The 25,306-nt window shown below is 36.1% G+C and carries 25 protein-coding genes and 1 other annotated feature; of the genes, 13 read left to right on the top strand and 12 right to left on the bottom strand.

The window, feature by feature from the left end; genetic code table 11:
- The first annotated feature begins 1 nt into the window (after nt 1).
- On the top strand, nt 2–454 hold the full coding sequence (locus ACK3CR_RS07280; RefSeq protein ID WP_488975172.1) for a GNAT family N-acetyltransferase: 453 nt from the start codon (nt 2–4) through the stop codon (nt 452–454).
- 138 nt (nt 455–592) lie between these two features.
- On the top strand, nt 593–691 hold the full coding sequence (locus tag ACK3CR_RS07275; protein ID WP_220693719.1) for a putative holin-like toxin: 99 nt from the start codon (nt 593–595) through the stop codon (nt 689–691).
- Nucleotides 692–1,111: 420 nt separating this feature from the next.
- On the opposite strand, the gene ACK3CR_RS07270 is transcribed toward ACK3CR_RS07275, so the two are convergent.
- On the bottom strand, nt 1,112–1,690 hold the full coding sequence (locus ACK3CR_RS07270; protein WP_243519931.1) for a DUF2238 domain-containing protein: 579 nt from the start codon (nt 1,688–1,690) through the stop codon (nt 1,112–1,114).
- 20 nt (nt 1,691–1,710) lie between these two features.
- The gene (locus ACK3CR_RS07265) at nt 1,711–2,277 is read right to left on the bottom strand and encodes a DUF2238 domain-containing protein (RefSeq protein WP_243519933.1); all 567 of its coding nucleotides are present in this window, start codon (nt 2,275–2,277) and stop codon (nt 1,711–1,713) included.
- A gap of 242 nt (nt 2,278–2,519) precedes the next feature.
- Here ACK3CR_RS07265 and ACK3CR_RS07260 point away from each other — a divergent pair, with 242 nt between their 5' ends.
- On the top strand, nt 2,520–2,912 hold the full coding sequence (locus ACK3CR_RS07260; protein ID WP_488975171.1) for a nuclear transport factor 2 family protein: 393 nt from the start codon (nt 2,520–2,522) through the stop codon (nt 2,910–2,912).
- A gap of 172 nt (nt 2,913–3,084) precedes the next feature.
- Entirely contained in the window at nt 3,085–4,158 is a 1,074-nt protein-coding gene (locus tag ACK3CR_RS07255; RefSeq protein ID WP_488975170.1) for a tartrate dehydrogenase, read from the top strand.
- A 40-nt stretch (nt 4,159–4,198) separates the two neighbouring features.
- Here the strand turns inward: ACK3CR_RS07255 and ACK3CR_RS07250 are convergent, their stop codons facing one another.
- Both ACK3CR_RS07250 and ACK3CR_RS07245 read right to left on the bottom strand, forming a co-directional pair.
- The gene (locus ACK3CR_RS07250; protein ID WP_328124131.1) at nt 4,199–5,548 is read right to left on the bottom strand and encodes an amino acid permease; all 1,350 of its coding nucleotides are present in this window, start codon (nt 5,546–5,548) and stop codon (nt 4,199–4,201) included.
- A gap of 49 nt (nt 5,549–5,597) precedes the next feature.
- Nucleotides 5,598–5,812, bottom strand: a binding site (T-box leader).
- Nucleotides 5,813–5,999: 187 nt separating this feature from the next.
- Nucleotides 6,000–7,055 carry a M14 family zinc carboxypeptidase gene (locus ACK3CR_RS07245; protein ID WP_488975169.1) on the bottom strand — a complete coding sequence of 352 codons (1,056 nt, stop codon included), beginning with the start codon at nt 7,053–7,055 and terminating at the stop codon, nt 6,000–6,002.
- A 357-nt stretch (nt 7,056–7,412) separates the two neighbouring features.
- Between ACK3CR_RS07245 and ACK3CR_RS07240 the strand changes: the two genes are divergently transcribed.
- From ACK3CR_RS07240 to ACK3CR_RS07220, 5 genes are all read left to right on the top strand, one after another.
- The gene (locus ACK3CR_RS07240; protein WP_328124127.1) at nt 7,413–8,786 is read left to right on the top strand and encodes an efflux RND transporter periplasmic adaptor subunit; all 1,374 of its coding nucleotides are present in this window, start codon (nt 7,413–7,415) and stop codon (nt 8,784–8,786) included.
- Between the two features lie 2 nt (nt 8,787–8,788).
- On the top strand, nt 8,789–9,511 hold the full coding sequence (locus tag ACK3CR_RS07235; protein ID WP_243519944.1) for an ABC transporter ATP-binding protein: 723 nt from the start codon (nt 8,789–8,791) through the stop codon (nt 9,509–9,511).
- Nucleotides 9,492–10,631 (top strand): ABC transporter permease, encoded by a 1,140-nt coding sequence (locus ACK3CR_RS07230; RefSeq protein WP_488975211.1) that lies wholly within the window; start codon nt 9,492–9,494, stop codon nt 10,629–10,631. The genes ACK3CR_RS07235 and ACK3CR_RS07230 overlap by 20 nt, the downstream gene beginning before the upstream one ends.
- Before the next feature lie 73 nt (nt 10,632–10,704).
- On the top strand, nt 10,705–11,373 hold the full coding sequence (locus tag ACK3CR_RS07225; RefSeq protein ID WP_019393634.1) for a response regulator transcription factor: 669 nt from the start codon (nt 10,705–10,707) through the stop codon (nt 11,371–11,373).
- Nucleotides 11,374–11,386: 13 nt separating this feature from the next.
- Nucleotides 11,387–12,616, top strand: coding sequence for a sensor histidine kinase (locus ACK3CR_RS07220; RefSeq protein WP_243519946.1), 1,230 nt, complete (start codon nt 11,387–11,389; stop codon nt 12,614–12,616).
- 406 nt (nt 12,617–13,022) lie between these two features.
- On the opposite strand, the gene ACK3CR_RS07215 is transcribed toward ACK3CR_RS07220, so the two are convergent.
- From ACK3CR_RS07215 to ACK3CR_RS07200, 4 genes are all read right to left on the bottom strand, one after another.
- Nucleotides 13,023–14,924: a sucrose-specific PTS transporter subunit IIBC gene (locus tag ACK3CR_RS07215; RefSeq protein WP_488975168.1), complete on the bottom strand. Its 1,902-nt coding sequence runs from the start codon at nt 14,922–14,924 to the stop codon at nt 13,023–13,025.
- The gene (locus tag ACK3CR_RS07210) at nt 14,917–15,903 is read right to left on the bottom strand and encodes a carbohydrate kinase family protein (RefSeq protein WP_488975167.1); all 987 of its coding nucleotides are present in this window, start codon (nt 15,901–15,903) and stop codon (nt 14,917–14,919) included. The genes ACK3CR_RS07215 and ACK3CR_RS07210 overlap by 8 nt, the downstream gene beginning before the upstream one ends.
- 35 nt (nt 15,904–15,938) lie before the next feature.
- Nucleotides 15,939–17,411: a glycoside hydrolase family 32 protein gene (locus tag ACK3CR_RS07205; protein WP_243519951.1), complete on the bottom strand. Its 1,473-nt coding sequence runs from the start codon at nt 17,409–17,411 to the stop codon at nt 15,939–15,941.
- Between the two features lie 138 nt (nt 17,412–17,549).
- Complete coding sequence (locus ACK3CR_RS07200) at nt 17,550–18,476, bottom strand: LacI family DNA-binding transcriptional regulator (RefSeq protein WP_488975166.1); 927 nt, start codon at nt 18,474–18,476, stop codon at nt 17,550–17,552.
- 192 nt (nt 18,477–18,668) lie between these two features.
- Between ACK3CR_RS07200 and ACK3CR_RS07195 the strand changes: the two genes are divergently transcribed.
- Nucleotides 18,669–19,931, top strand: coding sequence for an MFS transporter (locus tag ACK3CR_RS07195; RefSeq protein WP_488975165.1), 1,263 nt, complete (start codon nt 18,669–18,671; stop codon nt 19,929–19,931).
- A 356-nt stretch (nt 19,932–20,287) separates the two neighbouring features.
- Nucleotides 20,288–20,674, top strand: a complete 387-nt coding sequence (locus ACK3CR_RS07190; protein WP_243519957.1) for a hypothetical protein — start codon at nt 20,288–20,290, stop codon at nt 20,672–20,674.
- A 160-nt stretch (nt 20,675–20,834) separates the two neighbouring features.
- Here the strand turns inward: ACK3CR_RS07190 and ACK3CR_RS07185 are convergent, their stop codons facing one another.
- The 3 genes from ACK3CR_RS07185 to ACK3CR_RS07175 all read right to left on the bottom strand — a co-directional run bounded on the left by ACK3CR_RS07185 (nt 20,835) and on the right by ACK3CR_RS07175 (nt 22,794).
- Complete coding sequence (locus tag ACK3CR_RS07185) at nt 20,835–21,287, bottom strand: DMT family transporter (protein WP_243519959.1); 453 nt, start codon at nt 21,285–21,287, stop codon at nt 20,835–20,837.
- Nucleotides 21,288–21,328: 41 nt separating this feature from the next.
- A complete protein-coding gene (locus tag ACK3CR_RS07180; RefSeq protein ID WP_328124386.1) occupies nt 21,329–21,757 on the bottom strand; it encodes a DMT family transporter in 429 nt (142 codons plus the stop codon).
- Between the two features lie 389 nt (nt 21,758–22,146).
- Nucleotides 22,147–22,794: a helix-turn-helix transcriptional regulator gene (locus ACK3CR_RS07175; protein WP_243519964.1), complete on the bottom strand. Its 648-nt coding sequence runs from the start codon at nt 22,792–22,794 to the stop codon at nt 22,147–22,149.
- 404 nt (nt 22,795–23,198) lie between these two features.
- Here ACK3CR_RS07175 and ACK3CR_RS07170 point away from each other — a divergent pair, with 404 nt between their 5' ends.
- A complete protein-coding gene (locus ACK3CR_RS07170) occupies nt 23,199–24,305 on the top strand; it encodes a threonine synthase (protein ID WP_488975164.1) in 1,107 nt (368 codons plus the stop codon).
- A gap of 86 nt (nt 24,306–24,391) precedes the next feature.
- Nucleotides 24,392–24,805 carry a GNAT family N-acetyltransferase gene (locus ACK3CR_RS07165; protein ID WP_328124112.1) on the top strand — a complete coding sequence of 138 codons (414 nt, stop codon included), beginning with the start codon at nt 24,392–24,394 and terminating at the stop codon, nt 24,803–24,805.
- Between the two features lie 53 nt (nt 24,806–24,858).
- Here the strand turns inward: ACK3CR_RS07165 and ACK3CR_RS07160 are convergent, their stop codons facing one another.
- Nucleotides 24,859–25,302 (bottom strand): MarR family winged helix-turn-helix transcriptional regulator, encoded by a 444-nt coding sequence (locus ACK3CR_RS07160; RefSeq protein WP_216700977.1) that lies wholly within the window; start codon nt 25,300–25,302, stop codon nt 24,859–24,861.
- Nucleotides 25,303–25,306: the final 4 nt, after the last annotated feature.

Below are 25,306 nucleotides of genomic sequence, written 5' to 3'. Positions count from 1 at the left end.
TATGAATTCTATTACGATTCGTTTAGTAATTCAAGAAGATGTTTTGAAAATGGTTCCATTAATGAAGGAGTATATTGTTGACTTTTATCAAAGAAAGCAGCCAGTTGAAAAAATTAAGCAACATTTTACATATTTACTAGCACATCAAAGTCAAGGTGTGCAATATGTTGCCGAGCATAAAGGAGAGCTTATTGGTTTTGCAACTCTCTATTTTTCATTCAGCACGCTTAGTTTACAAAAGAACGCTATTTTGAATGATTTATATGTTTCTCCTTCATATCGAGGAAAAAAAGTAGGAGAGCGGCTTTTTCAAGCATGTTTTACATATATTAAGGAACATGGATATGGGGGTATGACATGGGAGACAGCAAAAGATAATGTTGTTGCTCAAAAACTATACGCAAAAATGGGAGGAGTAGAATCACAGTGGAAGCATTACGAATTGAATATTTGAGAAGGGGGAAGCGTCTTTAAAAAACAAAATTATTTACCAGAAAATATGTTCGCTTTTATGAAATGATAAAGGCCTATATGATATAATAATAGAGTACAGTTTTTTAGGGTGAGCAGCGGTACTCCCGAAGTAAAGGGGGTGGTTCCCTGCATGTTGACTGTGTATGAAGCGATGACAATTGCTATTTCGTTATCTACTCTTGTTGTTGCGATTATTGCTGTCACGAAAAAAAAGTAATATCACCCTTTAGCCCTACTAAAGTATAAAGGGAGTTATTACTTTTTCAGTACTCTTTATATGATATGTGGACCACTGCTCTTCTAGCAGTGAAACTGTACAGAGAGCGTTGGTTGCAGCCAGCGCTCTTTTATTACTTTCATTATAACCCCATTTTTTAATGAATATCAACCATTTAAGTCTTGATTCCTATTGTGTATATTCTTTATGTGTGTTTAGCTTTACGATTCTGAGTGAAGGTAAACTGTATACGTTTGGAAAATATCATGCTACACACCATAAAGATGTCGTAATATTACTTTTCTAATATTACAGCAATACTGAAGGAGCGGGTTAGACATTTATCTATTTAAGTCTTCTTTTACAAATATAAACTTCCTGTAGTCATTTCTTTAGGTGTAAGATCTTAAGTGAAGGGGGTTAGTTCAATTTATTCTTTTTCACTTTTGTTCGTATTCCTGCCCATATTGCGATAATAAGACCTCCAACCGTATCAGCAACTAAATCAACCATCGTATCTTTATTTCCGCCTCCTTGAAGAGTCATTCCAAACAATTGATCTGAACTGAATTCATAAATCTCCCATAGGATACCTCCAAGAGCAGCAAAAGAAAAAACAAAGAGAAAAACAAACCATGAGGATATGCTTTTCCCTGCACTTCTATGTATGAGTCTTTCATACAAAGCAATCGCAAGAAAAGCAATAAGAGCGCCACTTATTAAATGTAAGAATGTATCCCACCAACCTAGTCCATACCACCCTAAAATAGAACCTAAATATTGTGAGCAAAATAAGAAAATTAAGTAAGAGATGACAAGAGGTAAATTAAAGGTAAACTTAGTAAATAGAGCGAGCAGAAGAGGAATGAGACCACAGATAACTCCTCCTATAGCAACCAATGCTTTAAATGATTTATCATCTATATAAAGAAATACAGCTAAACTTCCCATAAAAATGACATAAATGACACTTAATAATAGAACAAGTTTGCGATTCATTTTTACACCTCCATATTTATTTATAGTGTTTTTCTTCGTACTATAGAATAAATTGCAACAAGGAGACCCCCTACTATTCCTATAATCATGTCATACATAGTATCTGTATTGCCTCCTGATTGCATTGTACGTGTAAACGTTAAATCTCCTACAAACTCATAAATTTCCCATACAGCTGTAGCATTTACTGAAACAGAAAGCACGAAAAGGAAGAGGATCCATTTAGAAACATAATCTCGTGTTTGTTTAGGGACACATAATTTATACAGTGAAATGGCTATAGCGCCCATATAGATTCCTTTATAAAAGTGAAGAGTCGCATCCCACCATTTAAAGCGGCCATAAAACTCTTCAATAGAACCTAAAAATAACGTACAGAAAAGAAAAAGATAATAACCGATAATAATCAAAGCGGGAAAAGGGATGTTTTTTGAAAACAACAATAACAAAGGTAACGCACTTGCAAATATCCCTCCTAGCGATACTTCCCAACGAGAAGAATCTCCTTTAATAAGATAAAAGATAAATAAAGCGGTCATAAAAATTATAAAAGCTATACTGAGAATTAAGATTAATTTCTTTTTCAATTTATCACCTTATTCAATAAATTACGGGAATTAGGATTAAACTCTAAGTAGAAATTTTATTTTTGAACTCTTGTAAATTATGTCCGAATTATCGGGAGATTACTCTTGTCGAAAAGTAAGATAAGTAAACTTTTTACTTATCTTACTTTCCGACAAGCTCATATTTTTCCCCTTCCTCTTTTGTTATGCTAAGCTGTTAATTGGGAAAGGATATAGCAACTCTCGAGGAAAAAGGAGATATTATGGAAAACTTGGAAAAGTATTTTATGCTATTTGATCAATCTAGAACAAGTGAGGAAGCATTTGAACAGCTTGCTGATTTATTTACAGATGATATGGAGTTTGTGCTAAATGGCTACAAGCAGGCCGGAATTAAAAACTGGCGCAATTTTGTGAAGATAGTTTATACAGAAAATAAAGATCTCAAACATATGTATCGAGGATGGGAAAAAGTTCAGGGGGATGAAACGCGTACATATGAGACCCGGTGGGCCGTTTGTGGAAAGCGGGCTTCTGGAGAAGTTTATACACAAGAAGGCAAAGACATCGCAAAGCTAGATGAGGATGGGAAAATCACTTATCTCGAAAATGTTCCTGACAATACAAAGCTGTTTCAAACATATAAGAAAGACTAAAAGAGCATGTATTCGTGCTCTTTTTTTATGTTGTTATAATTAAAAATTAAGAAAAGTGTTGCTTGAAAGGAAATTCATCTATAAAATAGAAGTAGATACAGTCGACCGGATACTATGTTGGTTAATATTTTGATTATGAAAGAGTACTTCATTTAAAAGAGGGGGAGAGAGAATGAAAACATTCAAAATTGCTTCTATTCCAGGAGACGGAATTGGAAAAGAGGTTGTTCCAGTAGCTAACAAAGTTTTGAAAGCGATTGCAGATATTCACGGAGGGATACAGTTTAATTTCACAGACTTTCCATGGAGCTGTGAGTACTATTTAGAACATGGAGAAATGATGCCAGAAGATGCACTTGAGCGATTACAAGACTTTGATAGTATCTTTTTAGGAGCCGTTGGAAATTTAAAACTAGTTCCAGATCATATTTCATTATGGGGAATGTTGATTAAAATTCGCCGTGAATTTGAACAAGTGATTAATATAAGACCAGCTAAAGTATTAAAAGGAATTCGTTCACCGCTCCTCAACCCTAAAGATTTTGATTTAATTGTTGTGCGGGAAAACAGTGAAGGAGAGTATAGTTCTGTTGGAGGGAATATTTATAAGGGAGAAGACGAAATTGCAATTCAAAACGCTATCTTTTCAAGGAAAGCCACTGAAAGAGCGATGCGTTTTGCTTTTGAATTAGCATCTAAAAGAAAAAAACATGTCACAAGCGCTACAAAATCAAATGGAATTTATTATTCTATGCCGTTTTGGGACAGCGTTTTTGAAGATGTTTCAAAAGATTATCCAGAAATTCAAACAGATTCTCAACATATTGATGCGCTCGCTGCTTTTTTCGTTACTCGTCCACATCAGTTTGATGTTATTGTTGCTAGTAACCTATTTGGAGATATTTTAACAGACTTAGGTGCTGGTATTATGGGTAGCGTTGGAGTTGCTCCAGCGGCAAATATTAATGTTAACGGAAAATACCCTTCCATGTTTGAGCCTGTACACGGGTCAGCTCCTGATATCCTTGGAAAAGGGATAGCTAATCCAATTGGACAGATTTGGACAGCTAAGATGATGTTAGATCATTTTGGAGAACAAGAATTAGGAAGCGTGTTATTAGACGTTGTAGAAAGCGTTACAAACGACAGCATTTTAACACCTGACGTTGGCGGGAATTATACAACAGAAGAAGTGACAAATGAGATTATAAAGAGGTTAAAGATCGTTGAGAAGCAAGGAGTATAATGAATAGAAAAGAGGTTCCTATAATAGGAACCTCTTTTTATTATGCACGAGGTTCTTTTTTGACAAAGAATGAGCATATAACCATTAAAATAAGGAATGTTATACAAGCAATTGAACTTAGACGATTAGCCTCACTAAACAAGAAGGTAACAAAGCTAATACTTAATACTAAAACAGCGAAAATGGTTAAATAAGGGAAGCCCCACAATTTAAAATAAGGCTCATTCTTATATGATGGGCGAAGCTTTAACTGTGCTAAGCAAATACAAATCCATACAAGTGAAACAGTGAAACCTGGAAGCGCAAGAAGATATGTGAATGCTTTATCAGACAATAAATAAACAACATATGTCCCAAAAAGCAAGACAACAACGGTAACTAACAAGCTAAAAATCGGAACACCTTGTTTATTTACATATGACAAGCGTTTTGGTGCCCCACCTGTTTGAGCAAGCGAGTGCATCATTCTCGTGCATCCGTAAATACCAGAGTTTGCGGCTGAAAGAACAGCCGTTAATAAAATAAAGTTCATAATATGTGATGCACCTTGAAGCCCAACCGTTTCAAATACTTGAACAAATGGACTTGCATTTGCATCGATCTCATTCCACGGAATCAATCCACAAATAATTAAAATTGGAAGAGTATAAAATAAAACAACGCGCACAAGCACACCTTTTACAACGCCAGGCAGTACTTTTTCTGCATCTTTTGTTTCTGTAATCGTAAGACCAATAAGCTCTGATCCACCATATGAGAAAAGAACAACAAGAAGTGTCGCAAATACAGCTGTCCATCCATTTGGAACGAAATCTGTATAGTTGTGTAAGTAGTGCTGAGCACTGTTATCGCTTGGAATCAATCCAAGTAAAATGGCTCCTCCTACAATAATGAAAGCAATAATAACGAAAATTTTAATTCCTGCAAACCAGAACTCAATTTCTCCAAACGATTTTACACTTGTTACATTAATTAAAATTAACACAAGAGAACAAATTAGACATAACACCCATAGGGGAATAGATGTAAACCAGTATTGCAAGAAACTACCTGCCGCAATTACTTCAATAACACAAACAGATAGCCACATGAAACAGTAAATAGAGCCAACAATAAACGAAAAACGAGTGCCAAATGCTCTTTCAATTAAGTCTTTCATGTTGTGACCAGGATAAGCAATAGCCATTTCTGATAAGGCGCCCATAATGATAAGAAGAAGTAATCCTGCAAACAAATATGGAAAGATTACGGCTGGTCCAGCTAATCCAACAGTATCGGCACTTCCTTTAAAAATGCCTGTTCCAATCATACCTCCGATTGCAATCATTCGAATGTGACGCGGCAATAGTTGTTTCTTAAGTTGAGTTGATGACGTGTTGTGTTCTTTCATGCTTTCCTCCCAAGTTATAAATTCATAAAAAAGTCCCTGCTGAGTTTTCAGCAGGGACGAAATTATCGCGGTACCACCCTAGATTGTAAATAAATATTTACCTCTTCATTTATGTTAACAGTTTTACCCGTCTTTGCTCATATTAATAGAGAAAGAAGCTCAAGGAGTGAATTTCATTTTTAATCTTTGTGTTAACTTTCACCATCCGTTAACTCTCTAGTACAGGGAGATTAAAACTACTAATGTTCCTTTCATTGCCTTTTGCATTATGAAATTGTTATTCTACGTATTTTCTTATAATAGTAAATGTTTAATACTATGTCAATGGTATTATTTTCGATAAAGAAGGAAAAGGACTTTTAAAATTTTCATATTGAAAGAAAAAGGCTTTTAAAATTTCCATATTGAAAAAACCGAAAATAGAATTTTCGGTTTCTTTTGGAGAAGAGAGCTACTCATCATTTTGACGATTTGTCTGTGTTGGTAGCGTATCCCAAAAACTTGTATCCTCTTTTTCAATTGAGCGGTCTGCAATTGCTCGAACAGTTGCATCTAATGTTGAAACGGTTTGCTTAATAAGGTAGCCGTTGCTTTTTTGTCCAAGGGCGTAAGATTCAATATAGTGGTCAGACATACCGCGCATTTCAAACAAAAGGGTAGAAATGCCGTAGCGGAGAGCGATACCATTTCGGCCAATATTAGCTCCAGATCCACCGTTATATTGCCCAATGTGTCCCCATCCTTTAGACTCAAGCGTGTTGTATACAACAGAACCTAGCTTTTTTGATTTTTCAACCACTTCAGCGTCTACTTCTGAATTTGTTGGATAAAGAATAGAACCTGAAACAAGTTCACCGTTTGTCTCACTAAGCGTTCCTTGATGGTGAAGATCAATCATATAATCGATTGGATATTTTTCTAGCACATTTTCATATAGAAATTTGGCTTCTGGTTCCATATCCATGATATCTTTTGCATGTTCACGATTTAAATCAACGTTGTTTGCATTATAGCGTGTTAAATGACGGTCTCCATCTGCTATATAATCCTCAAGCGAGAAATTCACATCACCCATCGCTCCGTCTGCATTTAACATCGGAATGATCAGGATGTTTACGTTGTCTAATACGCCTTTCGTTTTTCCTGTTCCTAAATGTTTAATAAAATCTAAAGCGCCTTCTGTTGTAAGTTGTTCATTTCCGTGCTGCTGCGTTAAAAATAAAACAGTTGGATTATCGGGATTTGATATATATTTTGCCATATAAATATCGCGACCTTTTACTGTTTGCCCAATTACTTCAAGGTCCATGGCAGATTGCTTTTTATCTTGTTCTTTTAAATAACTCACCATACTTTCGTACGTATGTAAAATAGACGTCTGAACAGACCCATTTCCAGCATTCGGTCCATTTCCAACCGCACTAGCAGGTATAGCTACAACTGTTACGGTTCCTAAGGCCATCATACTTGATAGAGAAAAAGATAAAATTTTCTTTTTTAATGTCATCCATCATTCCTCCAAATCTAGTTTTATATCTTAATTTTAATAGGTTCAAAAAAGGAATGTAATAGAGCATCTCTACTATTGTTTAGACAGATTTCGCGTGGGAAAGGAGAAAAATGAAGAAATATGAAGAAATAGGGTGGAGTTTTAGAAAGCATCTTTATTAAATAAAAGGTTTAAGAAAAAGGTATTCTACATTATTTATAAGTAGAAATATTTTTTCTGAGAAATATCCTTTATTTCTTAAGGAAATCTTAAGGAATCACCTGCATACTAGCTTTATTCCAAAAAACAGCGTAAAAAGGAATCAAAAAATAAAACATTTTAAGCGGAACAAAGAAAGTTGGAGGAGAAAAGGAAATGAAAAAATGGATTATTGGTTCTGTTTTAGTAGCAACGGTAGGGGGAGGAAGTTGGTTCTTCCTCCATAATGAGGAGCAACCTCAAATGGCGAATGCTGCTGTTCAAACATCAACAGTAAAAAAAGGAGATCTAGAAGTAAATGTTACAGGATCTGGTTCTGTAACGACCATTACAGACCAAGATGTGACAGCGGCGAACACTTTATTAGGTGTGAAAAGCGTAAGCGTTGTGTCAGGAGAAAGTGTGAGTAAAGGAGATACGCTATTAATTTTTGAAAATGGGGAGACGATAGTAGCTCCATTTGACGGAGAAATTACCTCTGTTGGGGTAACGAGCGCAAGCAGTGTATCTGAAGGAACTGTCTTACTCCGAATAGAAAATGAAGACGGTTTTGTTTCTCCTATTACAAGAGGAAATGGAACGACAATTGTTACAACATCATCTGAAACAACAACAGAAAGTGAAAGCAGCTCAGTAGAAAATAGTGAAGAGCAAAACGGAGCAGAAACCGAAAATGCATCTGAAGAAACAGGGGGAACTTCATCCACTGAAGGAGCAACTGCTGAAGAGAGTGGAAATAATTCAGGAGGCAGTGGACTTATTGTTGATACTGTAAATGTTAAAGAAGGACAGACAGTAAATAAAGGCACAACACTTATGACTTTTACAGACGGAAGTATTTTACAATCTCCAGCTAAAGGAACAATTACAAGTCTTGCTGCTGGGAGTGGTGACTCTGTTCAAGGCTCAACAACAGTTGCACATATTACTGATTACAGTTCTCTCGAAACAACAATAAGCGTTGATGAACTCGATATTACAAATATTGAAGAAGGCCAGAGTGTAGAAGTTACAGCAAGTGCATTTCCTGATGAGAAATTTGAAGGAACGGTAACAGAGGTTGCTTCAGAAGGTACATCATCAAATGGAGTATCGACATTTGATGTTACAGTGCAAATTACAGATCCAAAAAATTTAAAAGTAGGCATGTCTACAGAAGCAAGCATTGAAGTTGAAAGTAAACAAGGAGCTTTATATATACCTGTTGAAGCCGTTTACGAAAGTGGAGACGAGAAATATGTTCTTGTCCCAACAAGTTCAAGTGACTCTTCACAATCAGCAAAGAAAGTAACAGTGGAAACAGGAATTTCTAACGATACAAGTGTTGAAATTACAAAAGGATTATCCGAAGGAGATACAGTTCAAATTCCAAAGGTTAGTTCAAATCAAACTTCTTCTCAAGATGAGAAAGCAATGATGAAAGGTGGTTTCGGAGACGAATCTGGTGGAGGAATGTCAGGAAATCCAGGACAGGCACCAAATGGAGGACCTTCTTCTGCTGGTGGACGTGGACAAGGAGGCGGGCAATAAAGATGACAGAGACTCTTATTGATGTTCGTTTAATGAAGAAGACGTATAAGCTTGGAGACGAAACCGTTACAGCCCTAAAAGAAATTTCGCTTACCGTTGAAAAGGGGGATTTTGTTTCGATTATTGGCTCATCGGGTTCAGGAAAATCCACATTTATGAACATGATTGGCTGCCTTGATCGTCCAGATGCTGGGGAGTATTTATTGGACGGTGAAAATGTTGGAAAAATGAAGAGTTCCCAGTTAGCTTCTATTCGCAATGAGAAGATTGGATTTATTTTTCAAAACTTTAATCTTTTATCAAAATTAACAGCTATCGAAAATGTTGAGCTTCCTCTTGTGTATCGTGGAGTAAAAGTTGCAGAAAGAAGAGAAAAAGCTTTGCAAGCTTTAAAAAAGGTAGGTCTTGGAGATAGATGGAACCATCTTCCTTCTCAGCTTTCAGGCGGTCAGCAACAGCGTGTTGCTATTGCCCGAGCCCTTGCTGGAGATCCTCCGCTCCTTTTAGCTGATGAGCCAACAGGAGCGTTAGATCATAAAACAAGTGGAGATATTTTAAAAATTGTGAAGGATTTACACGAGCAAGGACACACCATTATCTTAATCACCCATGATTTAGAAGTAGCCAAAAAAGCAAGCAGGATTGTACATATTTATGATGGCGAGCTTTATGAAGAAAGGGGGGATAAACGTGAACTCCATCTCCATGGCATGGAAAAGCATTAAAGGGAACAAAGTAAGGGCGTTTTTAACAATGTTAGGTATTATTATTGGTGTTTCGTCTGTGATTGTAATGGTCGCCATTGGTCAAGGTTCAACTCAAGAAGTACAAAGCCAAATTGGCAGTTTAGGTAAAGATGTTTTGACTGTAAGTATTACAGGATCAGATGTAACTTTTAAAGAAGGTGATGCAAAAGAGCTCGAAGCAGTAAACGGAATAGATGCTACAGCTCCGACTGTTTCAGGACGTGTAACAGCGAAGAACGGAGAAACAAATACCCAAGTGTCCATGACAGGGACAACATCTTCTTATCTAGATGTTCGAGATTTAGAGCTTCAATCTGGTCGCTTTATTGCAGCCCTTGATCAAGATAATCATTCCAAAGTAGCTGTTCTTGGATCAGACACAGCACAGACGCTCTTTGGATTAGGAAATGCAGTTGGACAATCTATAGGGATTAATGGTTCATCGTATAAAGTGATTGGAGTTCTTCAATCTGTTGGTAGCTCATTAGGAACAAGTGGAGACAGTACGGTTATCGTTCCATTAAGCACAGGGCAGCGTTTAGCTTCAACAACAAGCATTGAGTCTGTATATGTGAAAGTGCGTGATGAAGAAAATATAAACTTTATTACGAACAGACTTGAACAAACAATGAGGGACATCATTGGAGATGAAGACAGCTATAATGTATCAAGTCAGGAAGATTTAATGGAAACAGCAGACTCTGTTGATAATACTTTAACTCTTCTACTTGGAGGAAGTGCTGCTATTTCTCTTATTGTCGGTGGAATCGGAATTATGAATATTATGCTTGTATCTGTTTCTGAACGAACAAAAGAGATTGGAATTCGAAAAGCAATTGGAGCTAAAAGAGGAAATATTCTACTTCAATTTTTAATTGAAGCGATAATTTTAAGTTCTTTTGGAGGATTGATTGGTGTTGGATTGGGATTAGTAAGTGCAGAAGCTTTCACAGTTGCGACAGGAACAGCTGTCTCTTATTCTATTCCCATTATTCTTATGTCTTTTGGTTTCTCCCTCTTTATTGGAATTGTTTTTGGGGTCTTTCCAGCGAACAAAGCCTCAAAACTAGATCCGATTCAAGCTCTGCGATATGAATGAAAAACAAAGCGATCGTATATACTGCGACCGCTTTGTTTTGGTATGATGATAAATAGTAAAGGAGAGAACTGTAGTGCGCATACTTGTTGTAGAAGATAATCGATCACTTCTTGAGTCGATTAAAAGTATTTTATCAAATGAATTTGAAGTTGATGGAGCAGAGAATGGAGAAGATGGATTGTTTCTTGCTCTTCAAAATATATATGATTTGATTGTTTTAGACGTTATGCTGCCTGAAATGGACGGATTTGAAGTGATTCAACATATAAGAGAAGCAGATATTCGGACACCTGTTTTATTTCTAACAGCGAAAGATTCTTTAGAAGACCGTGTGAAAGGACTTGATTTTGGGGGCGATGATTACCTTGTTAAGCCATTTCAAGCTCCTGAGCTGCAAGCTCGAATTCGTGCTCTTTTGCGTCGAAGCGGAAGTTTAACGAGAAGCCAAACAATCCGTTATAAAGGGATAGAATTGTTTGGCAAAGAAAAGGAAGTAATGATAGATGAAACTCCTGTTAGATTAACATTTAAACAATACGAGATGCTTGAATACATTATCCAAAATAAAGGAGCTATTCTAACAAAAGAGCAACTTTATGATCGTGTATGGGGCTTTGACTCTGATACAACAATTGCTATTGTTGAAGTGTTTGTTCATCATCTTAGAAAGAAAATGGAACCTTTTGGATATCATAAGGACTTACAAACTGTACGGGGCATTGGTTATATGTTGAAGGAATAATAGGGGTGGATTTATGTTTCACAAAACTAGGCTTAAACTTACGATTGTAAACTCTCTCGTCTTTATTATTTTGATGGGGATTCTGGCAATTATTATTTACTCTTATGCTGATTCTCGATTAAATCGGGATGTTAATAATGACTTGCAACATTCTGCTCAGCGCTTCACAGACGTAAGAGAAGAAGAGACTCCTCGAATTGAAAAGGACCCTCGTATGATTGTTCTCATTTGGAATGATGAAAATGAAATCATTAATCAGTTAGATAGACTATCACCTATTTTTGCAGAAAATGAAAAAGAGTTCACTCCTACAAAAATAGGCGAGTTTCAAGAAATTGAGGCAGAGGAGTTCTCATTTCGCGCTCTTTCTGTTCAAGCGGAAATGGGCAAAGAGACCGTAACTGTTCAATTTGTCCGAAATGTAACGTCTGAGCAAGAAATGCTTCATACTCTTTTCCTTCTTCTCCTTGTAGGAGGGATTATTGGCAGTATCTGTGCAGTTGGAGCAGGATTTTTACTAGCAGGACGAGCGCTTGTTCCCATTAAAGCGGCTTGGCAAAAACAGCAAGACTTTGTTTCAGATGCTTCTCATGAATTAAGAACACCGCTTGCCGTTATTCAATCACGTACAGATTTACTTTGGAAATCTCCGTCTGCCACCATTCAAGAAAAAGCAGTGGATATCTCGCTAATTTCAAAGGAAAGCCGGCGCTTGTCTAAACTTGTTGGCAACTTACTAATGCTTGCACGGTCTGATTCTGGAAGTTTAGAAATGGAGAAAGAGACCTTTTCATTAAGCATTTTGCTAGAAGAGCTTCATGAATATTATGAAGAAATTGTATCCTATCAAGGCAAATCTATTACGATGAGGGTAGAGGACTCTCTTCATTTTAAAGGAGATAAAGAACGAATTCATCAACTAATGATTATTTTATTAGACAATGCATTGAAATTCACAAATATTGATGGATGCATTGAAGTGTCTTGCCGTGAAACACCTTCTTCTATCAATATAGAAGTAAAAGACAATGGAATCGGCTTACGGGAAGAAGAAATCCCAAAAATTTTTAACCGATTTTATCAAGTGGATAAAGCACGATCAGATGAAGGCGGAGCAGGACTTGGTCTTTCTATTGCTCGTTGGATCATCGATAAACACTATGGGAAAGTGAAGGTAACAAGCAAACTAGGAGCAGGAACAAAATTTGAAATTACGTTCCCTAAAAATCAAAGAACAGGATAGCATAATTTAGAATATGATGTAGAATGAGCAGGAATTTAGGGGCGATTTGCAAAATATAATAAGAGTAAGGCTAAATCATGATAAGTTTATAGTATTGCATAGGTGCCTAATAGATTCATCTTCTTTATGCTTATTAGCCTTATGATGTAGAGTGACTCTTAAAAACTCTATGAGAAGAATAGTAAGTAAAAATGATATGGGGGTTTACAATATGGATGTATTGAAAGACCTTAATATTATCGTATGGGGAGGACTATCATCTTTCATACTAGGATTTGTTGTTCTTACTATTATTCAAAAAATTGTTTTTGTTTTTCTTTCTAGTTTTTAAACTCCAACAAGTATTTTAAATATTTTTATAACAAAAAGAGTAGATGACAATATCTACTCTTTTTGTTTGAAGAGGCTAACCAAGTTGAACAGCGAGTACTGTTTCTTTACTAGGTTTTCTTTTTGGTAATACTTCTTTGACTGACGGAAGTCCAGAAGGGATAATAACAGGTGTAATGGATGAAAGACCTGCTTGTTTAATTACGTCTAAATCAAATTCCATAATCAGTTGACCAGCTTTTACCGTATCTCCTGTTTTGATATAGGACGTAAATCCTTTGCCTTTTAAGTTCACTGTATCAATTCCTATATGAATTAATAGTTGGGTACCGCTTTCATGTTCTAGGAAAATAGCATGTTTGGTTTCAGCTACAAGACCTACTGAACCGTCAAATGGAGCATAGACTTTTCCTTCTGATGGTTGAATAGCCATTCCTTCTCCCATTTGTTTTTGAGCAAAAACAGGGTCTGGAACCTCTTCTAGTTTAATAACTTCTCCTTTAATTGGAGAAGGGATTTCTAGTGATGTTAGCGAGTTGTTTATTTTATTGATTTTTTCCTCTGCTTTCATCTGTTTGTTTAGAGAGCTTTCTTGAGGTGCATCTTTATATCCGAATAACCATGTGAGAGTGAATGCTACGGCCATTGCTACAACGTTTGTTAAAATATAAAGAAAAAGTTGATCATTCAAGTATAAGAGCGTACCAGGAATTACGGTTACGGCCATACCTGTTCCAGCTAAGTCGAAGAAAGAAGCAAGGAATCCTCCAACAGCACCACCAATTAACCCTATAATAAAAGGCTTCATAAAGCGTAAGTTAACTCCGAAAATAGCTGGTTCTGTAATTCCTAAAAAGGCTGAGAACGAAGAAGGGAGGGCTAGTGCTTTTAGCTTTTTATTTTTTGTTTTTAGTCCGACTGCTAAACAAGCAGCACCTTGGGCAGCCATTGCAGCCGTAATAACTGCATTAAACGGATTGTTTCCATACTTCTCGAGAAGTTGGATTTCTAAGAAATTAAAAATATGATGAACACCTGTCACAACGATAATCTGATGAAAGAAACCAATTACAAGTCCTGCAATACCGTATGGCAAGTTCAACACAGCTGTTGTGCCTGTTAACACCCATTCTTCTAGTGAATGGAAGATAGGACCAATCGCAAAAAGTCCTAATGTAATCATAACGGCTAGTGTAATAAAAGGAGTTAAAATAAGATCTAATGCTTCAGGTATGCGCTTTCTTAATGATTTTTCAAATTTTGCTCCAATTAAACCGATAAAGAAAGCAGGCAAAACAGAGCCTTGATAGCCGACAACTGGAATAAATCCGAACATTGTTAACGCTTTCTCAGTACCTTCTGCAACAGCATAAGCATTTGGTAGAGCAGGGTTTACTAACATCAGTCCGAGAACAATTCCAAGTATAGGGCTACCTCCAAAAACGCGGAACGCAGACCATGCAACAAGAGCAGGTAAAAAGGCAAAGGCTGTATCTGTTAAGACTTGCGTATATAGAAGGAAGTTTGGCGGAATATCTTTAGGTGTTGCCCCAAACCATGAGAGGATTTCGTCTTGAGTAAGCAATCCTCGTAGTCCCATAAACAATCCTGTAGCAACTAATACAGGGATAATAGGAACGAAAACATCTCCAAATGTTCGAATGCTCCGCTGAAAAGCATTTCCTTGTTTTTTACCTTCTTTTTTCACATCTTCTTTTGAGGAACTTTCAATTCCTAGTTTTTCGACTTCTTCAAAAATACGATTAACAGTACCGGTTCCAAAAATGACTTGAAATTGACCTGAATTGAAGAAAGCTCCTTTTACTTTATCAATATTTTCAACTTTGTCTTGATCAATTTTTTCCTTGTCATGAACCATAATTCGAAGGCGAGTAGCACAATGAGCAAAAGAGGCAATATTTTCTTTTCCACCAATCGCTTCTAATACTTCTTTTGCAATTCTTTGATTTTCAGACATTGATGTTCATTCCTTTCCTCATACATTGTTGTACATCTATAAGAGTTGGAAGAGCTGGAAAAGCTCCTTTTCGAGTTGTTGTTAGAGCTCCACTTGCATTAGCAAATTGCAGCAATGTTTCATTATGTTCTAGTAGAATAGAATGTAATTTTTCCTTTTGTACACCATATTGAAGTAGCTGATATAGGAAAGCTCCCATAAAAGCATCTCCTGCACCTGTTGTATCTTGTACGTCAACTTGATAACCGTGTGAGTCAAAACTTCTATCTTTTAAAAACAGTTGTGCACCTTGTTTTCCTTTTGTATACAGAATAGCTTGTACATCTCCTATAAAAAGAGAGGAAATTGCTTTCTTTTTATCTGAAATTCCAGTTATAAACTCTAATTCATCTTCTGATATTTTTAAGAGATTTGATTGTGGAATAAAAGATTGAATGGTACGACGATATTCCTCGTGATCATGCCATAAAGGAAGGCGAACGTTAGGGTCAAAACTAATGAGTCCACCTTTTTTCTTCATTTCATTAATTGCTCGCACATGAGCGTGTTTCATCGGTGACTCGATTAAGTCCACAGATCCAAAATGTAAAATATCTTGGCTTGTAAATAAATTTGAGTCAATTTCTTCTTCAGTTAAAAGCAAATCAGAAGAAGGATTTCGATAAAAAGAAAAATCACGCTCTCCATCAGCTTGTAATGAAACGAAAGCTAAGCCTGTGTTAGCTTCATTTGTTCTTTTGATAAGGTTTGTTTGTACACCAACACTTAATAATTGATCGATTAGGAAGTCTCCAAATGCATCGTTACCTAGTTTTGTAATGACCGAGGCGTTTGCCCCTAATGTAGCAGCTGCAGCTGCCACATTTGCTGGGGCACCTCCTGCAGCTCGTTCAAATGATTTAACATCTTTTAAAGCCATTCCTTTGTCTAAAGGAATAAAATCTATTAATACTTCACCAATTGCAAATAATGTTCCCATCTGTTCACCTTCTACGTTTTAAAAATCGTTATTTCTTAATAGTCCCATTTAACTGCTTTAAACTTAGCGGTTCCTTTTTGAGCAAAGAAACGAATAGCTTTACTGTTTTGACTAGGGAAAATCCGGCTTGTAAAGACTTCTTCGCCGTCATTTATAAAAATCTCAACAGAGGAGACGTCTACAAACATGTGAATCTTAAATGTTTGCGCATCGAAAGAGCAGCGACGTATAGATCCGTTTTTCTTCCCCAAAGGTTGCCCAGATAAAGAGCGGTCTAGAATTATTTTATTACTCACAGAATCGTACGCTAGTACTGTTTTTTCGGTATTGCTTGCTCGGAATTCAATTCCAACTCGATCTGCTTTTATGTCTTCAATATCACAGATAAGCTCATAAGCTGTACCGTAAAAATCCTCTAATTGTTTTGTTTCATTATCAACACTAATATTTATATTTTTCTCCTTTTTACGGAGAAGAGCTAGCTCTGAAACAGGGCGTTGAATTAACTTGTCATCTTTTATATTAATTTGTCTTGGAAGTGTTAAACAGTGTGCCCATCCTTCTTTGTCTGTTGGATATTCTAAATCAGGAAGACCCATCCATCCAACTAAAATTCGACGACCATCAGGAGTTTCGGTTGTTTGTTGGGCATAAAAATCAAATCCTTTATCTAACTCTTGAAATGGTTGATGTTCAAAGGCTCGCGACTCCATATTTAAAGGTTTTCCAATAAGATAACCTGATTGGTAAATGTTATTGTATCTCTCGTTTTCTTGTTCAATCCCTTGAGGAGAAAAGAGGAGGACACCATGATCATCCATTTCAAAGTAATCTGGGCATTCCCACATATAACCGAATTCATTAAGGTCTGTAAGAATCTCACCTCTAAAGTTCCACTGAAGGAGGTCTTTTGATTGGTAAAGAACGATGCAGCCTGTTTTATTATCTCGCTGTGCTCCAATAACACAGAAATATTCTTCATCTGATTTCCATACTTTCGGATCTCTAAAATGATCTGTATATCCAGGCGGGGTTTCGAAAATAACGGGTTTATCAAACTTTGTAATTAAACCGTTTTTGTCCATCTCTGCCAAGCACTGAAAAGGATGCCTCACCCAAGAATGATCACGCGTGTTGCCTGTATACATAAGATATAGTTTGTTATTTTTAACAATTCCGCTACCTGAATATGCTCCATGAGAATCATATGGTCCACCAGGTTTAATAGCAATGCCAACTTCTTCCCAGTGAGCTAAATCCTTAGAGGTCGTATGAAACCAATACTTCATTCCATGCTCAGGACCAAAGGGAAACCACTGATAAAAGAGGTGATAAGCCCCATTGTAATAAGAAAATCCATTTGGATCATTCAATAATCCAGTTTGAGGTTGAATATGATATTTTTGACGCCATGGACTTTTTGACACCTTTTCTTTTAAGCGCTCGAGCTCTTCAGGAAGAGCTTGTTCAATATACCTGTACTTCTCTTCTCTTGTCATTTTTTCCATTATTTTCATCCTCATCATCGAGTTTTAAATCATAGGGGTTTTAGGAACCGGTTCCAAAAAAGACTTTTGAAAAAACCAATTCCAACTTCAGTTTAAGGAGTGGAACCGGTTTCGTTGTGTTTATCATAATAGATAGTATTATAGTTTGTCAACGCTTTCTCTTTCAATCAGTGTAACATCTAGCGTAGAACACATATTAACGCTTTGATCTTCTACGAGCTGAATAATTTGTTGGGCAGAAAGTTCACCTGCTTGCAGGTAAGCATAATGCACAGTTGTTAGAGCAGGATGAACAATTTCAGATGTGTCATAGCCACCAAATCCTGTAATAGAGAGTTGTTCTGGGATACGGATGCCTCTCGCATGGGCAGCTTTCATGACCCCAAGTGCAATATTATCTGTTGCACATACAGCAATAGAAGGGAGGGAGGCATCCAAAATGTTTGAAGCTACTTCTATCGCATCTTTAATTTTAAAGCTTGTTTCATAATATTGAACCTCACAATTGTGTTTAGCAATGGCTTTTTGAAATCCCTGTTTTCTTTTTATTCCAACTGCTTCGTCTTTCTCTGTTACGCCTAAATAAGCGATTTGTTGATGGCCGCTTTCTAAAATATGTTTCCCCATTATATAGCCAGCTTTAAAATCATCATGAATTAAACTATGTAACTGACTGTGTTTTTGACCAACTAAAATAACGGGGATGTCGACCTTCTCGATAGCGGTTAGGTGAGCTTCTGTTATTTCTGCAGCAAGCAAGATAATTCCTGACACTTTCTGCCTTGCAAAATCATAGATAGCCTCAATTTCCCGATGTTGTTCTTGATTTGTATTAGAAATTAACAAATGATAATTTTGAGCTCTCAGTTCTTGGTCCATTCCTGTTAAGGTTTGCGAAGTTGCATAAGAATCTAAGCGAGGGACAATAGCTCCGATTATATTTGTTTTCTTAGCTTTTAAACTTTGAGCAAACGTATTTGGAATATAATTTTGTTCTTGAATAATTTGCTCGATTTTCTTTTTTGTCTGTAAACTAACCGAGCCGCCATTTAAGTAGCGAGACACAGTACTTTTTGCTACTCCAGCAAGCTTGGCGATATCAGCGATTGTTTTAATATGAAAAACTCCTTCCTTAAGAACCCTACCATTTATAGATATAAGATATTATACTAATTTTAACTCTGTTTCAAAAGGAAAGGGAGCTAAACTTTTACGTCTCTTTCTAAACACATTAGAAATTAAAAGGAGCTTGGTACAATGGCTAACAAATCGGGATTACCACCTTCTTACATGAATCAGCACCTTTTAGAAAAAACAAGCTACAAATGGATTGTTTTACTTATTGCCACTGTTGCTCAAACAGCGGCAACATTTGTTACGTATGGAATGGGACCGCTCGCGACCTTTTATCAACAAGAATATGCTCTTTCACAGTTCCAAACAGGTTTAATCGTTTCTACCGTTAATATTGGTCCAATATTTTCAATGTTGTTTTTTGGAGATTTAATGGATAAGTTTGGTGAAAAATGGGTTGTGGGAGGAGGCGCAATTATCCTCGGTTTGAACATTTTTTTCGCCGCCTTTATTGATCATTATGCGTTCCTTATTGTAGTACTCACTTTTGTTGGGGTATGGTACGGGACGGCCCAACCAGGGGGGAGCAGCGTTATTATAAAATGGTTTCCTAAAAAACAGCGAGGCCTTGCGATGGGGATTAGACAGACGGGAATTCCGATTGGAGGAGCTTTAGCTTCCGCATTTTTACCGATCGTTTTTTACCAGTATCATTTAGCTTCCGCATTATTTCTGCAATCTTTTGTTGCCATAATAGGGGGGATTGTTTTTCTTCTTTTCTATAAAGATATGAAAATAGAAAGGAAGGATAGAAAAGAAGAACGATTTATGGAAAAACTTCACCAAATTAGAAATAACAAAAGTCTTTATCCTGTTTTTTTCATTGGCGTAACGATGATTTCGTTTCAAATCATCCTTGTTGCCCATCTTATGAGTTATCTTCATCAAGCTTCTCATATTAGATTAGGTACAGCAGGTCTTCTGCTTAGTGTCTGTTTAATTGGAGGCATGATCGGAAGAATTGTGCTTGCTTTTATAAGTGATACCGTTTTTAACGGGAATCGGAGCAAGCCGCTTCAGCTTACAATACTGGCTACAGTCTTTTTTCTACTAGCTCTTATCTTTTTACCAAGCCATCTATCAATAGCAGGAAACACCGTACTTTGCTTTTTTGTTGGGTTTTTAGGAATTGGTTGGTTCAGTTTATTTATTGTTTTAGTTTCTGAGAAAGCCTCGTCGCATTTTATTAGTTTAACAGTTAGCTTTGCGTTGACTTTGAACCAGTTAGCAATTGTGCTTTCTCCTATGATATTTGGATTGTTCGTCGACTTTTTCCATGGGTATGGCGTTCCATTTCTTTTGTTAACAGGCGCAATACTAATTGGTGGAGTATGGTTAAGGTTGTCAGAGAAGAAAGAGAAAATTCAAGTGTTAACTAGAATGTAAGATATGTTTCGGTGTCTAAAAATCTTAAACGAACATAATATATTCAGTGTTTTTAGTAAAAGGATGTATTTTTTCATGCCTTGAGCCACTACAGCCATCCTAATAACAAGAGAGGAAAAAGGTATATGAGATCATCATATACTTTTCATATGGGGTATGTATGCACACCTTTTCTTCTTCTTTCATACGTATGTAAAAAGAGCATTAGTTTTTATAATGCCCCTTTTATATTCCATAAATTCACTTCTGCCCTCTGCTTGTCTGAGGGTTTTTCGTATCCTAATTCTATTCCTTAATCTTTCATATTTCTCTCTTTTATGGAAATGCTATCATAAGATGGAAATAGTAGGGGTATTTTGAGTATCTTAAAATTTCCAAAGGTATTGTTATCTTTAATGCTAATTCTACCTTGGTTCTCCTTGCCATTGCTTGGTAAAAGAGCTGTTAAGAGGTATCTGCCAGCAGCGTTATTTATTTCTCTTGTTGTGAGAATCGTTCATTTTAGAGCAAAAAGAAAGAATTGGTGGCACTGGGAAGAAAGACTTCACCCCAAATTATCTAGTGAATTCCCTTTAATGTGGGGACCTTATTTAATAGGATCAATGTGGATTTTCAAATTAACATATGGTCGCTTTGTTCAGTTTTTATTGCTGAATTTATTCGTTGATTCTCTGTTTACGTTTGTATTAGTGGACTTTTTTAAAAAGCGAGGAATTGTGTCGTTAGTACGCTTGAAAAAGTGAGGGCTAGCTCTCATTTTCTTTATGGATTCTCTGCTTTTATATGGATTTCAGTACATAAAGGACAAAGGAAAGGAAAAGGGAAGATAGAAAGGAAAAGTATTTAAAAAGACAGCCTTATGGCTGCCTTTTTCATGTATGTATAGAGGGTTAAATGTGATTGCTAGCTTTTTTCCTCTTTCCCTTTTCCGAACTTAAATACTAAGATGCCAGCAATAATAACAAGAACTCCTAAAAGCTTATTAAATGTAAAGGGGATTTTTTCTAATCCTAGCCATCCTAGCGAATCCCATAAAAGAGCGGTTCCGAGCTGTGATGTCAAAACAATGGAGATTGTAAACGTTGGTCCAAGTCGTTTCATCCCTTGTACTAAACAAAAAACAACTCCAACTCCAATTACTCCTCCAAACCATTGCCATGTTTGTAAATTTTGTAGCTCAAACGTATTTTTTCCTTCTACAATCAAACTTACAATGAAGGAACATAAAAATCCCATTCCAAGTACAGTTGTTGTTGTTGTCCATGAACCGGTTTTTTCGTTCACTTTATTATTAAAAACCGTTTGTAGGCTTACAACGGCTCCTGCAAGTGCAGCGAGCAAAATACCAATTATCATATGAATGCCTTCTTTCATAAGGTGATGAATATGTATCTTGCTTATTTATAACTTAAAATAAGAACACCAACAATCATAATCGTAATGCCTAAAAATTGAGGAAGCTTCATCTTCTGTTTTATAAGCCCAAACCAACCTTTTATATCAATTAAAAAAGCCGTACAAAGTTGAGAGATTAAAAGAATAGAGATAGCAAATGTTACTCCAATATGTTGAATAGCGGTAACTTCGCTAAATATAATAAGAGCACCAAAGCCACCTCCTAAAAGATAAAGTGGTTTTACTTTTTTAATTTGAGCTATATGTCCATCCCGTTTTACAACCCAAATGCATAAGGCAAGCAGAAACCCAACAAATTGGGTAAGTGAAACAGCTTGCCATGTGCCGACTGTGTCACTAATTCTTGTGTTAATAACGCCTTGAAGAGTAATGCATGCTCCTCCTAAAAAGGCAAATAAAATTCCTTGCATGTTTCTCATTTCCTCCTTTTGAATGATTTTGCTTTTACACTTTCTTAAGTGTAAAGGAATAGAGGGAGTGGGGCAACGGACTGTTGACAGATTTCAGGGTGAGGATAGAAATTTTTAAAAAGACGATTGTTTAATTGTCTTTTTGAAACTATGGGCTATTTCTTTCCTTGTTAGACGTCCTTTTAACTTACTGTATAATTATATTTTACAATATCATTCTATTCTACTAGTTTTATCCTAACTTAAGAATTAAAAAGAAAGAATACGCATTTTAGGGGGAGAGGAAATTATATTAATATAAAAAACTATGAGGTAGAAGAAAGGGGAATTTGGTTTGTAGAGGAAATAGAGTAAAATAACAAGAGAACCCCCTGTAGAGGTTTCTCCTGTTATTTAAAGCCATTCTTTTTAATCTCATCTAAGTAGCTATATACCGTTACTTTTGAAATTCCAAGCTTATCTGCTACTTTATCAACAGATCCTTTAATAAGGAAGATCCCTTTTTCGTCCATAAATTGTATAAGCTTAATCTTATCTTTTCTTTTCAATTGTTGTTGATGATGATTTGAAATGATTCGGTCAATTAAATCATCTGCAATTTCAACCACATTTTCTACCGGCTCTATTGTGGCTTCCTTTGTCTCTTCTTGATCAGTTCCTATGAAATCTTGCAGAAATGCTTGAAGATGGATCATATTTTTTATGCTGTAATTAATACAAAGAGCTCCAACTACTTTATCATCTGTTCCTCGTATCAAAGCCGTAGATGACTTTATTTCTTCCCCATCTTCGGTATATGTTTTGTAACCTGCTACATAATCATCATGAAATTCGCGAGATAATAATACTTCCTTTACTAAGTGATCAAAGGGCTGTCCAACAGTTCTTCCTGTTACATGATTATTGACTGCGTAAATGACGGAGTTTTGAGGAACCGTTAAATCATGAATCACAACTTCACAATCTTTCCCAAATGTTTTAGCAATTAAGTTTGCAATAGGAATATATTTTTTTAATTCTTGATTAGAAACATTCACTTTATAATAACCACCTTGTATTGGCATCTTATTAGATATAGGTTTGTTCATTCTTATAACCTTTTCTGTATTATACTATAATTTATAGAAAAAAATATATAAAATATTATATTAGTTGAATTTTATATAATTTTTTATATAATTATACGTATAACCATTATAACTTCTTTCTGCTGTATAATTTTTTATAAATTATTATGAATAGAGTTTATCTAAAGATTATTTCAAAGCAATTTTTAGACTAATTCTATAATGCGAGGAGAACTCGGAATAACTAAATGAAGAATCTTAATAGTTTTGTGAGCACATATTTTAAATTCTATTGCGCTAATAAATAGAGGGCATGACGAACTTAAGATAGAGATAGAAACTCTCTTGAAAACTAAAATAGAAGGGGATTAGAAATGAAAGAGCAGTATATGTGTCATTCATGTGGAACTAAGTATAATATCACCGAAATGATCTGGAAATGTAAATGTGGAGGTTTGTTAGATTTAAAGAAAGAGAAAGGGGAGATAAATCCAGAGGAATGGAAAAAAGGACAGGGTACAATGTGGCGATATGTTTCTTCTATGCCATTTAGTGAAGAGTGTTCGATATGGAAGACGATTACAATGGGAGAGGGTTATACGCCGCTTATTAGATTAGACGAAAATGTACCCCATACTTTTGTGAAAGTGGATTACATGATGCCAACTTTGTCATTTAAAGACCGAGGAGCAGCTGTCTTAATGGCGAAAGCAAAAGAATTAGGCGTTACAAAGGTGATTGCTGACAGCAGTGGGAATGCAGGAACGTCAATTGCTGCTTATGCGAGACGTGCAGGGATCCCTTGTGATGTTTTTCTAAGCGAAGCAACATCTCCTAAGAAAATAGCTCAAATTAAAGCGCATGGAGCTAATGTAAGAGCTATCCAAGGAACAAGAGAAGAAGTAGCTTCAGCGGCTCAAGAAGCTGTTGAGCTTGAAAAGGTGTTTTATGGAAGTCATGTTTACAATCCATTCTTTTATGAAGGCACCAAAACTTATGCCTATGAGCTTTTTGAACAAAGTCAAGAGTTCCCAGATGCGCTTATTATTCCTGTTGGCAATGGAACGTTACTGTTAGGCACATATTATGGTTTAAAAGAATTACAAGAGTGTAAGTTAATTCATAAATTGCCAAAACTAATTGCTGTTCAAGCTGAAAACTGTTCACCTTTAGCAGATTCCTTTAGTGATAACGAAAAACAAGAAAGAAAAGGTACTAAAGAAACAGTAGCAGAAGGAATAGCGATTGCAGCACCTGCTCGAGCTTCGCAAATTTTAAAAGCTGTTCGTGCAACAGATGGTCGGTTTATTACAGTAGCAGAAGAAGAAATTCAAAAAGCGCGCGTCGAGTTAGCTCACAAAGGTTTTTACGTGGAGCCTACAACAGCCGCAAACTATGCGGGTTACTCCAAATATGAAGGTGCAAAAAGTGAGCGTATTGTAATTCCGCTTTGCGGAGCAGGAATTAAAGGAGATAAATAAACGGCTGGACTGTCCTATTAAGAAGAGGGGGATATTGATAGTTCAGGTTACATTAATCGCAATCTTTCGTTTGGGAGAGTGAGAAAATGGAGTGGACAATAGCTAACATAGAGAAAGAACAAGCTTGGGATATAAGGCATAAAGTGATGTGGCCGAATAAAAGCATAGAGTACATAAAATTAGAAAATGATTCATCTGGCATTCACCTTGGTCTTTTTAGAAGAGGAAAGTTAATTTCTGTAGTTTCTCTTTTCGTAGATGAGGAACAAGCGCAGTTTCGAAAGTTTGCAACAACCCAAGAAGAGCAAGGAAAAGGATATGGAAGCAAGTTGTTAAGGTATACACTAGAAAGAGCTAAAGAAGAGGGAGCATGTAAAGTTTGGTGTAACGCAAGAAAGAATAAGATCGATTTTTATAAAAAGTTTGGATTATATGAAAAGGGTAAGGAGTTTATAAAAGGAGGCCAATCGTATATTATCATGGAAAAATATTTTGCTTAAAATATTTTAAAGTAGAAAAGCTGACCTTATTAGTAAAGGACAGCTTTTCTACTTTATGTTAACAAGTTATCCAACTTTTTAAACACATTTGTCACTTGGTCAATCTCTTCATCTTTCATATCTCGAAAAAGTTCAATAAATGCCTCTGCTCGTTGCTTTATCACTTCATTTACAACTTTTTTTCCTTCCTCTGTTAGTGAAAGTTGAATAACTCTTCGATCGCTTTCTAAGCGAACTCGGTCAATTAGATGATGTTTAAAGAGGGTGCTCGTTAACACTGTACCCCCTCCTGACGTGATTCCTAAATAAGATGTCACTTCAGAAGCTGTACATCTTCCTTTTTTAGAAAGATAGAGAAGAATTAAAATATGTCCATCTGCTAGGTTATATTTTGTTTTAGGGAAAAGGTCGTTTTGCTTTTTTAGCTTTCGAAATACGTTTTGAAATACGTCCTGAAATTCCGCAAGTTTTTGTTCTTTTTGCTCGTTTTTTTCCATACTT

Source organism: Priestia sp. TRM10 (genome assembly GCF_057808375.1).
Note: the sequence above shows the minus strand (reverse complement) of the source record. Positions and strands in the feature narration are given on the sequence as shown.

Coding starts and splice junctions, on each gene's coding strand:
- ACK3CR_RS07235 (WP_243519944.1), top strand. CDS start 8,789: ATGACAGAGACTCTTATTGATGTTCGTTTAATGAAGAAGACGTATAAG.
- ACK3CR_RS07270 (WP_243519931.1), bottom strand. CDS start 1,690: ATGAATCGCAAACTTGTTCTATTATTAAGTGTCATTTATGTCATTTTT.
- ACK3CR_RS07260 (WP_488975171.1), top strand. CDS start 2,520: ATGGAAAACTTGGAAAAGTATTTTATGCTATTTGATCAATCTAGAACA.
- ACK3CR_RS07210 (WP_488975167.1), bottom strand. CDS start 15,903: ATGGGAACATTATTTGCAATTGGTGAAGTATTAATAGATTTTATTCCT.
- ACK3CR_RS07180 (WP_328124386.1), bottom strand. CDS start 21,757: ATGCAAGGAATTTTATTTGCCTTTTTAGGAGGAGCATGCATTACTCTT.
- ACK3CR_RS07240 (WP_328124127.1), top strand. CDS start 7,413: ATGAAAAAATGGATTATTGGTTCTGTTTTAGTAGCAACGGTAGGGGGA.
- ACK3CR_RS07230 (WP_488975211.1), top strand. CDS start 9,492: ATGGCATGGAAAAGCATTAAAGGGAACAAAGTAAGGGCGTTTTTAACA.
- ACK3CR_RS07185 (WP_243519959.1), bottom strand. CDS start 21,287: ATGATAATTGGTATTTTGCTCGCTGCACTTGCAGGAGCCGTTGTAAGC.
- ACK3CR_RS07250 (WP_328124131.1), bottom strand. CDS start 5,548: ATGAAAGAACACAACACGTCATCAACTCAACTTAAGAAACAACTATTG.
- ACK3CR_RS07160 (WP_216700977.1), bottom strand. CDS start 25,302: ATGGAAAAAAACGAGCAAAAAGAACAAAAACTTGCGGAATTTCAGGAC.
- ACK3CR_RS07195 (WP_488975165.1), top strand. CDS start 18,669: ATGGCTAACAAATCGGGATTACCACCTTCTTACATGAATCAGCACCTT.
- ACK3CR_RS07280 (WP_488975172.1), top strand. CDS start 2: ATGAATTCTATTACGATTCGTTTAGTAATTCAAGAAGATGTTTTGAAA.
- ACK3CR_RS07220 (WP_243519946.1), top strand. CDS start 11,387: ATGTTTCACAAAACTAGGCTTAAACTTACGATTGTAAACTCTCTCGTC.
- ACK3CR_RS07165 (WP_328124112.1), top strand. CDS start 24,392: ATGGAGTGGACAATAGCTAACATAGAGAAAGAACAAGCTTGGGATATA.
- ACK3CR_RS07170 (WP_488975164.1), top strand. CDS start 23,199: ATGAAAGAGCAGTATATGTGTCATTCATGTGGAACTAAGTATAATATC.
- ACK3CR_RS07205 (WP_243519951.1), bottom strand. CDS start 17,411: ATGGAAAAAATGACAAGAGAAGAGAAGTACAGGTATATTGAACAAGCT.
- ACK3CR_RS07255 (WP_488975170.1), top strand. CDS start 3,085: ATGAAAACATTCAAAATTGCTTCTATTCCAGGAGACGGAATTGGAAAA.
- ACK3CR_RS07245 (WP_488975169.1), bottom strand. CDS start 7,055: ATGACATTAAAAAAGAAAATTTTATCTTTTTCTCTATCAAGTATGATG.
- ACK3CR_RS07215 (WP_488975168.1), bottom strand. CDS start 14,924: ATGTCTGAAAATCAAAGAATTGCAAAAGAAGTATTAGAAGCGATTGGT.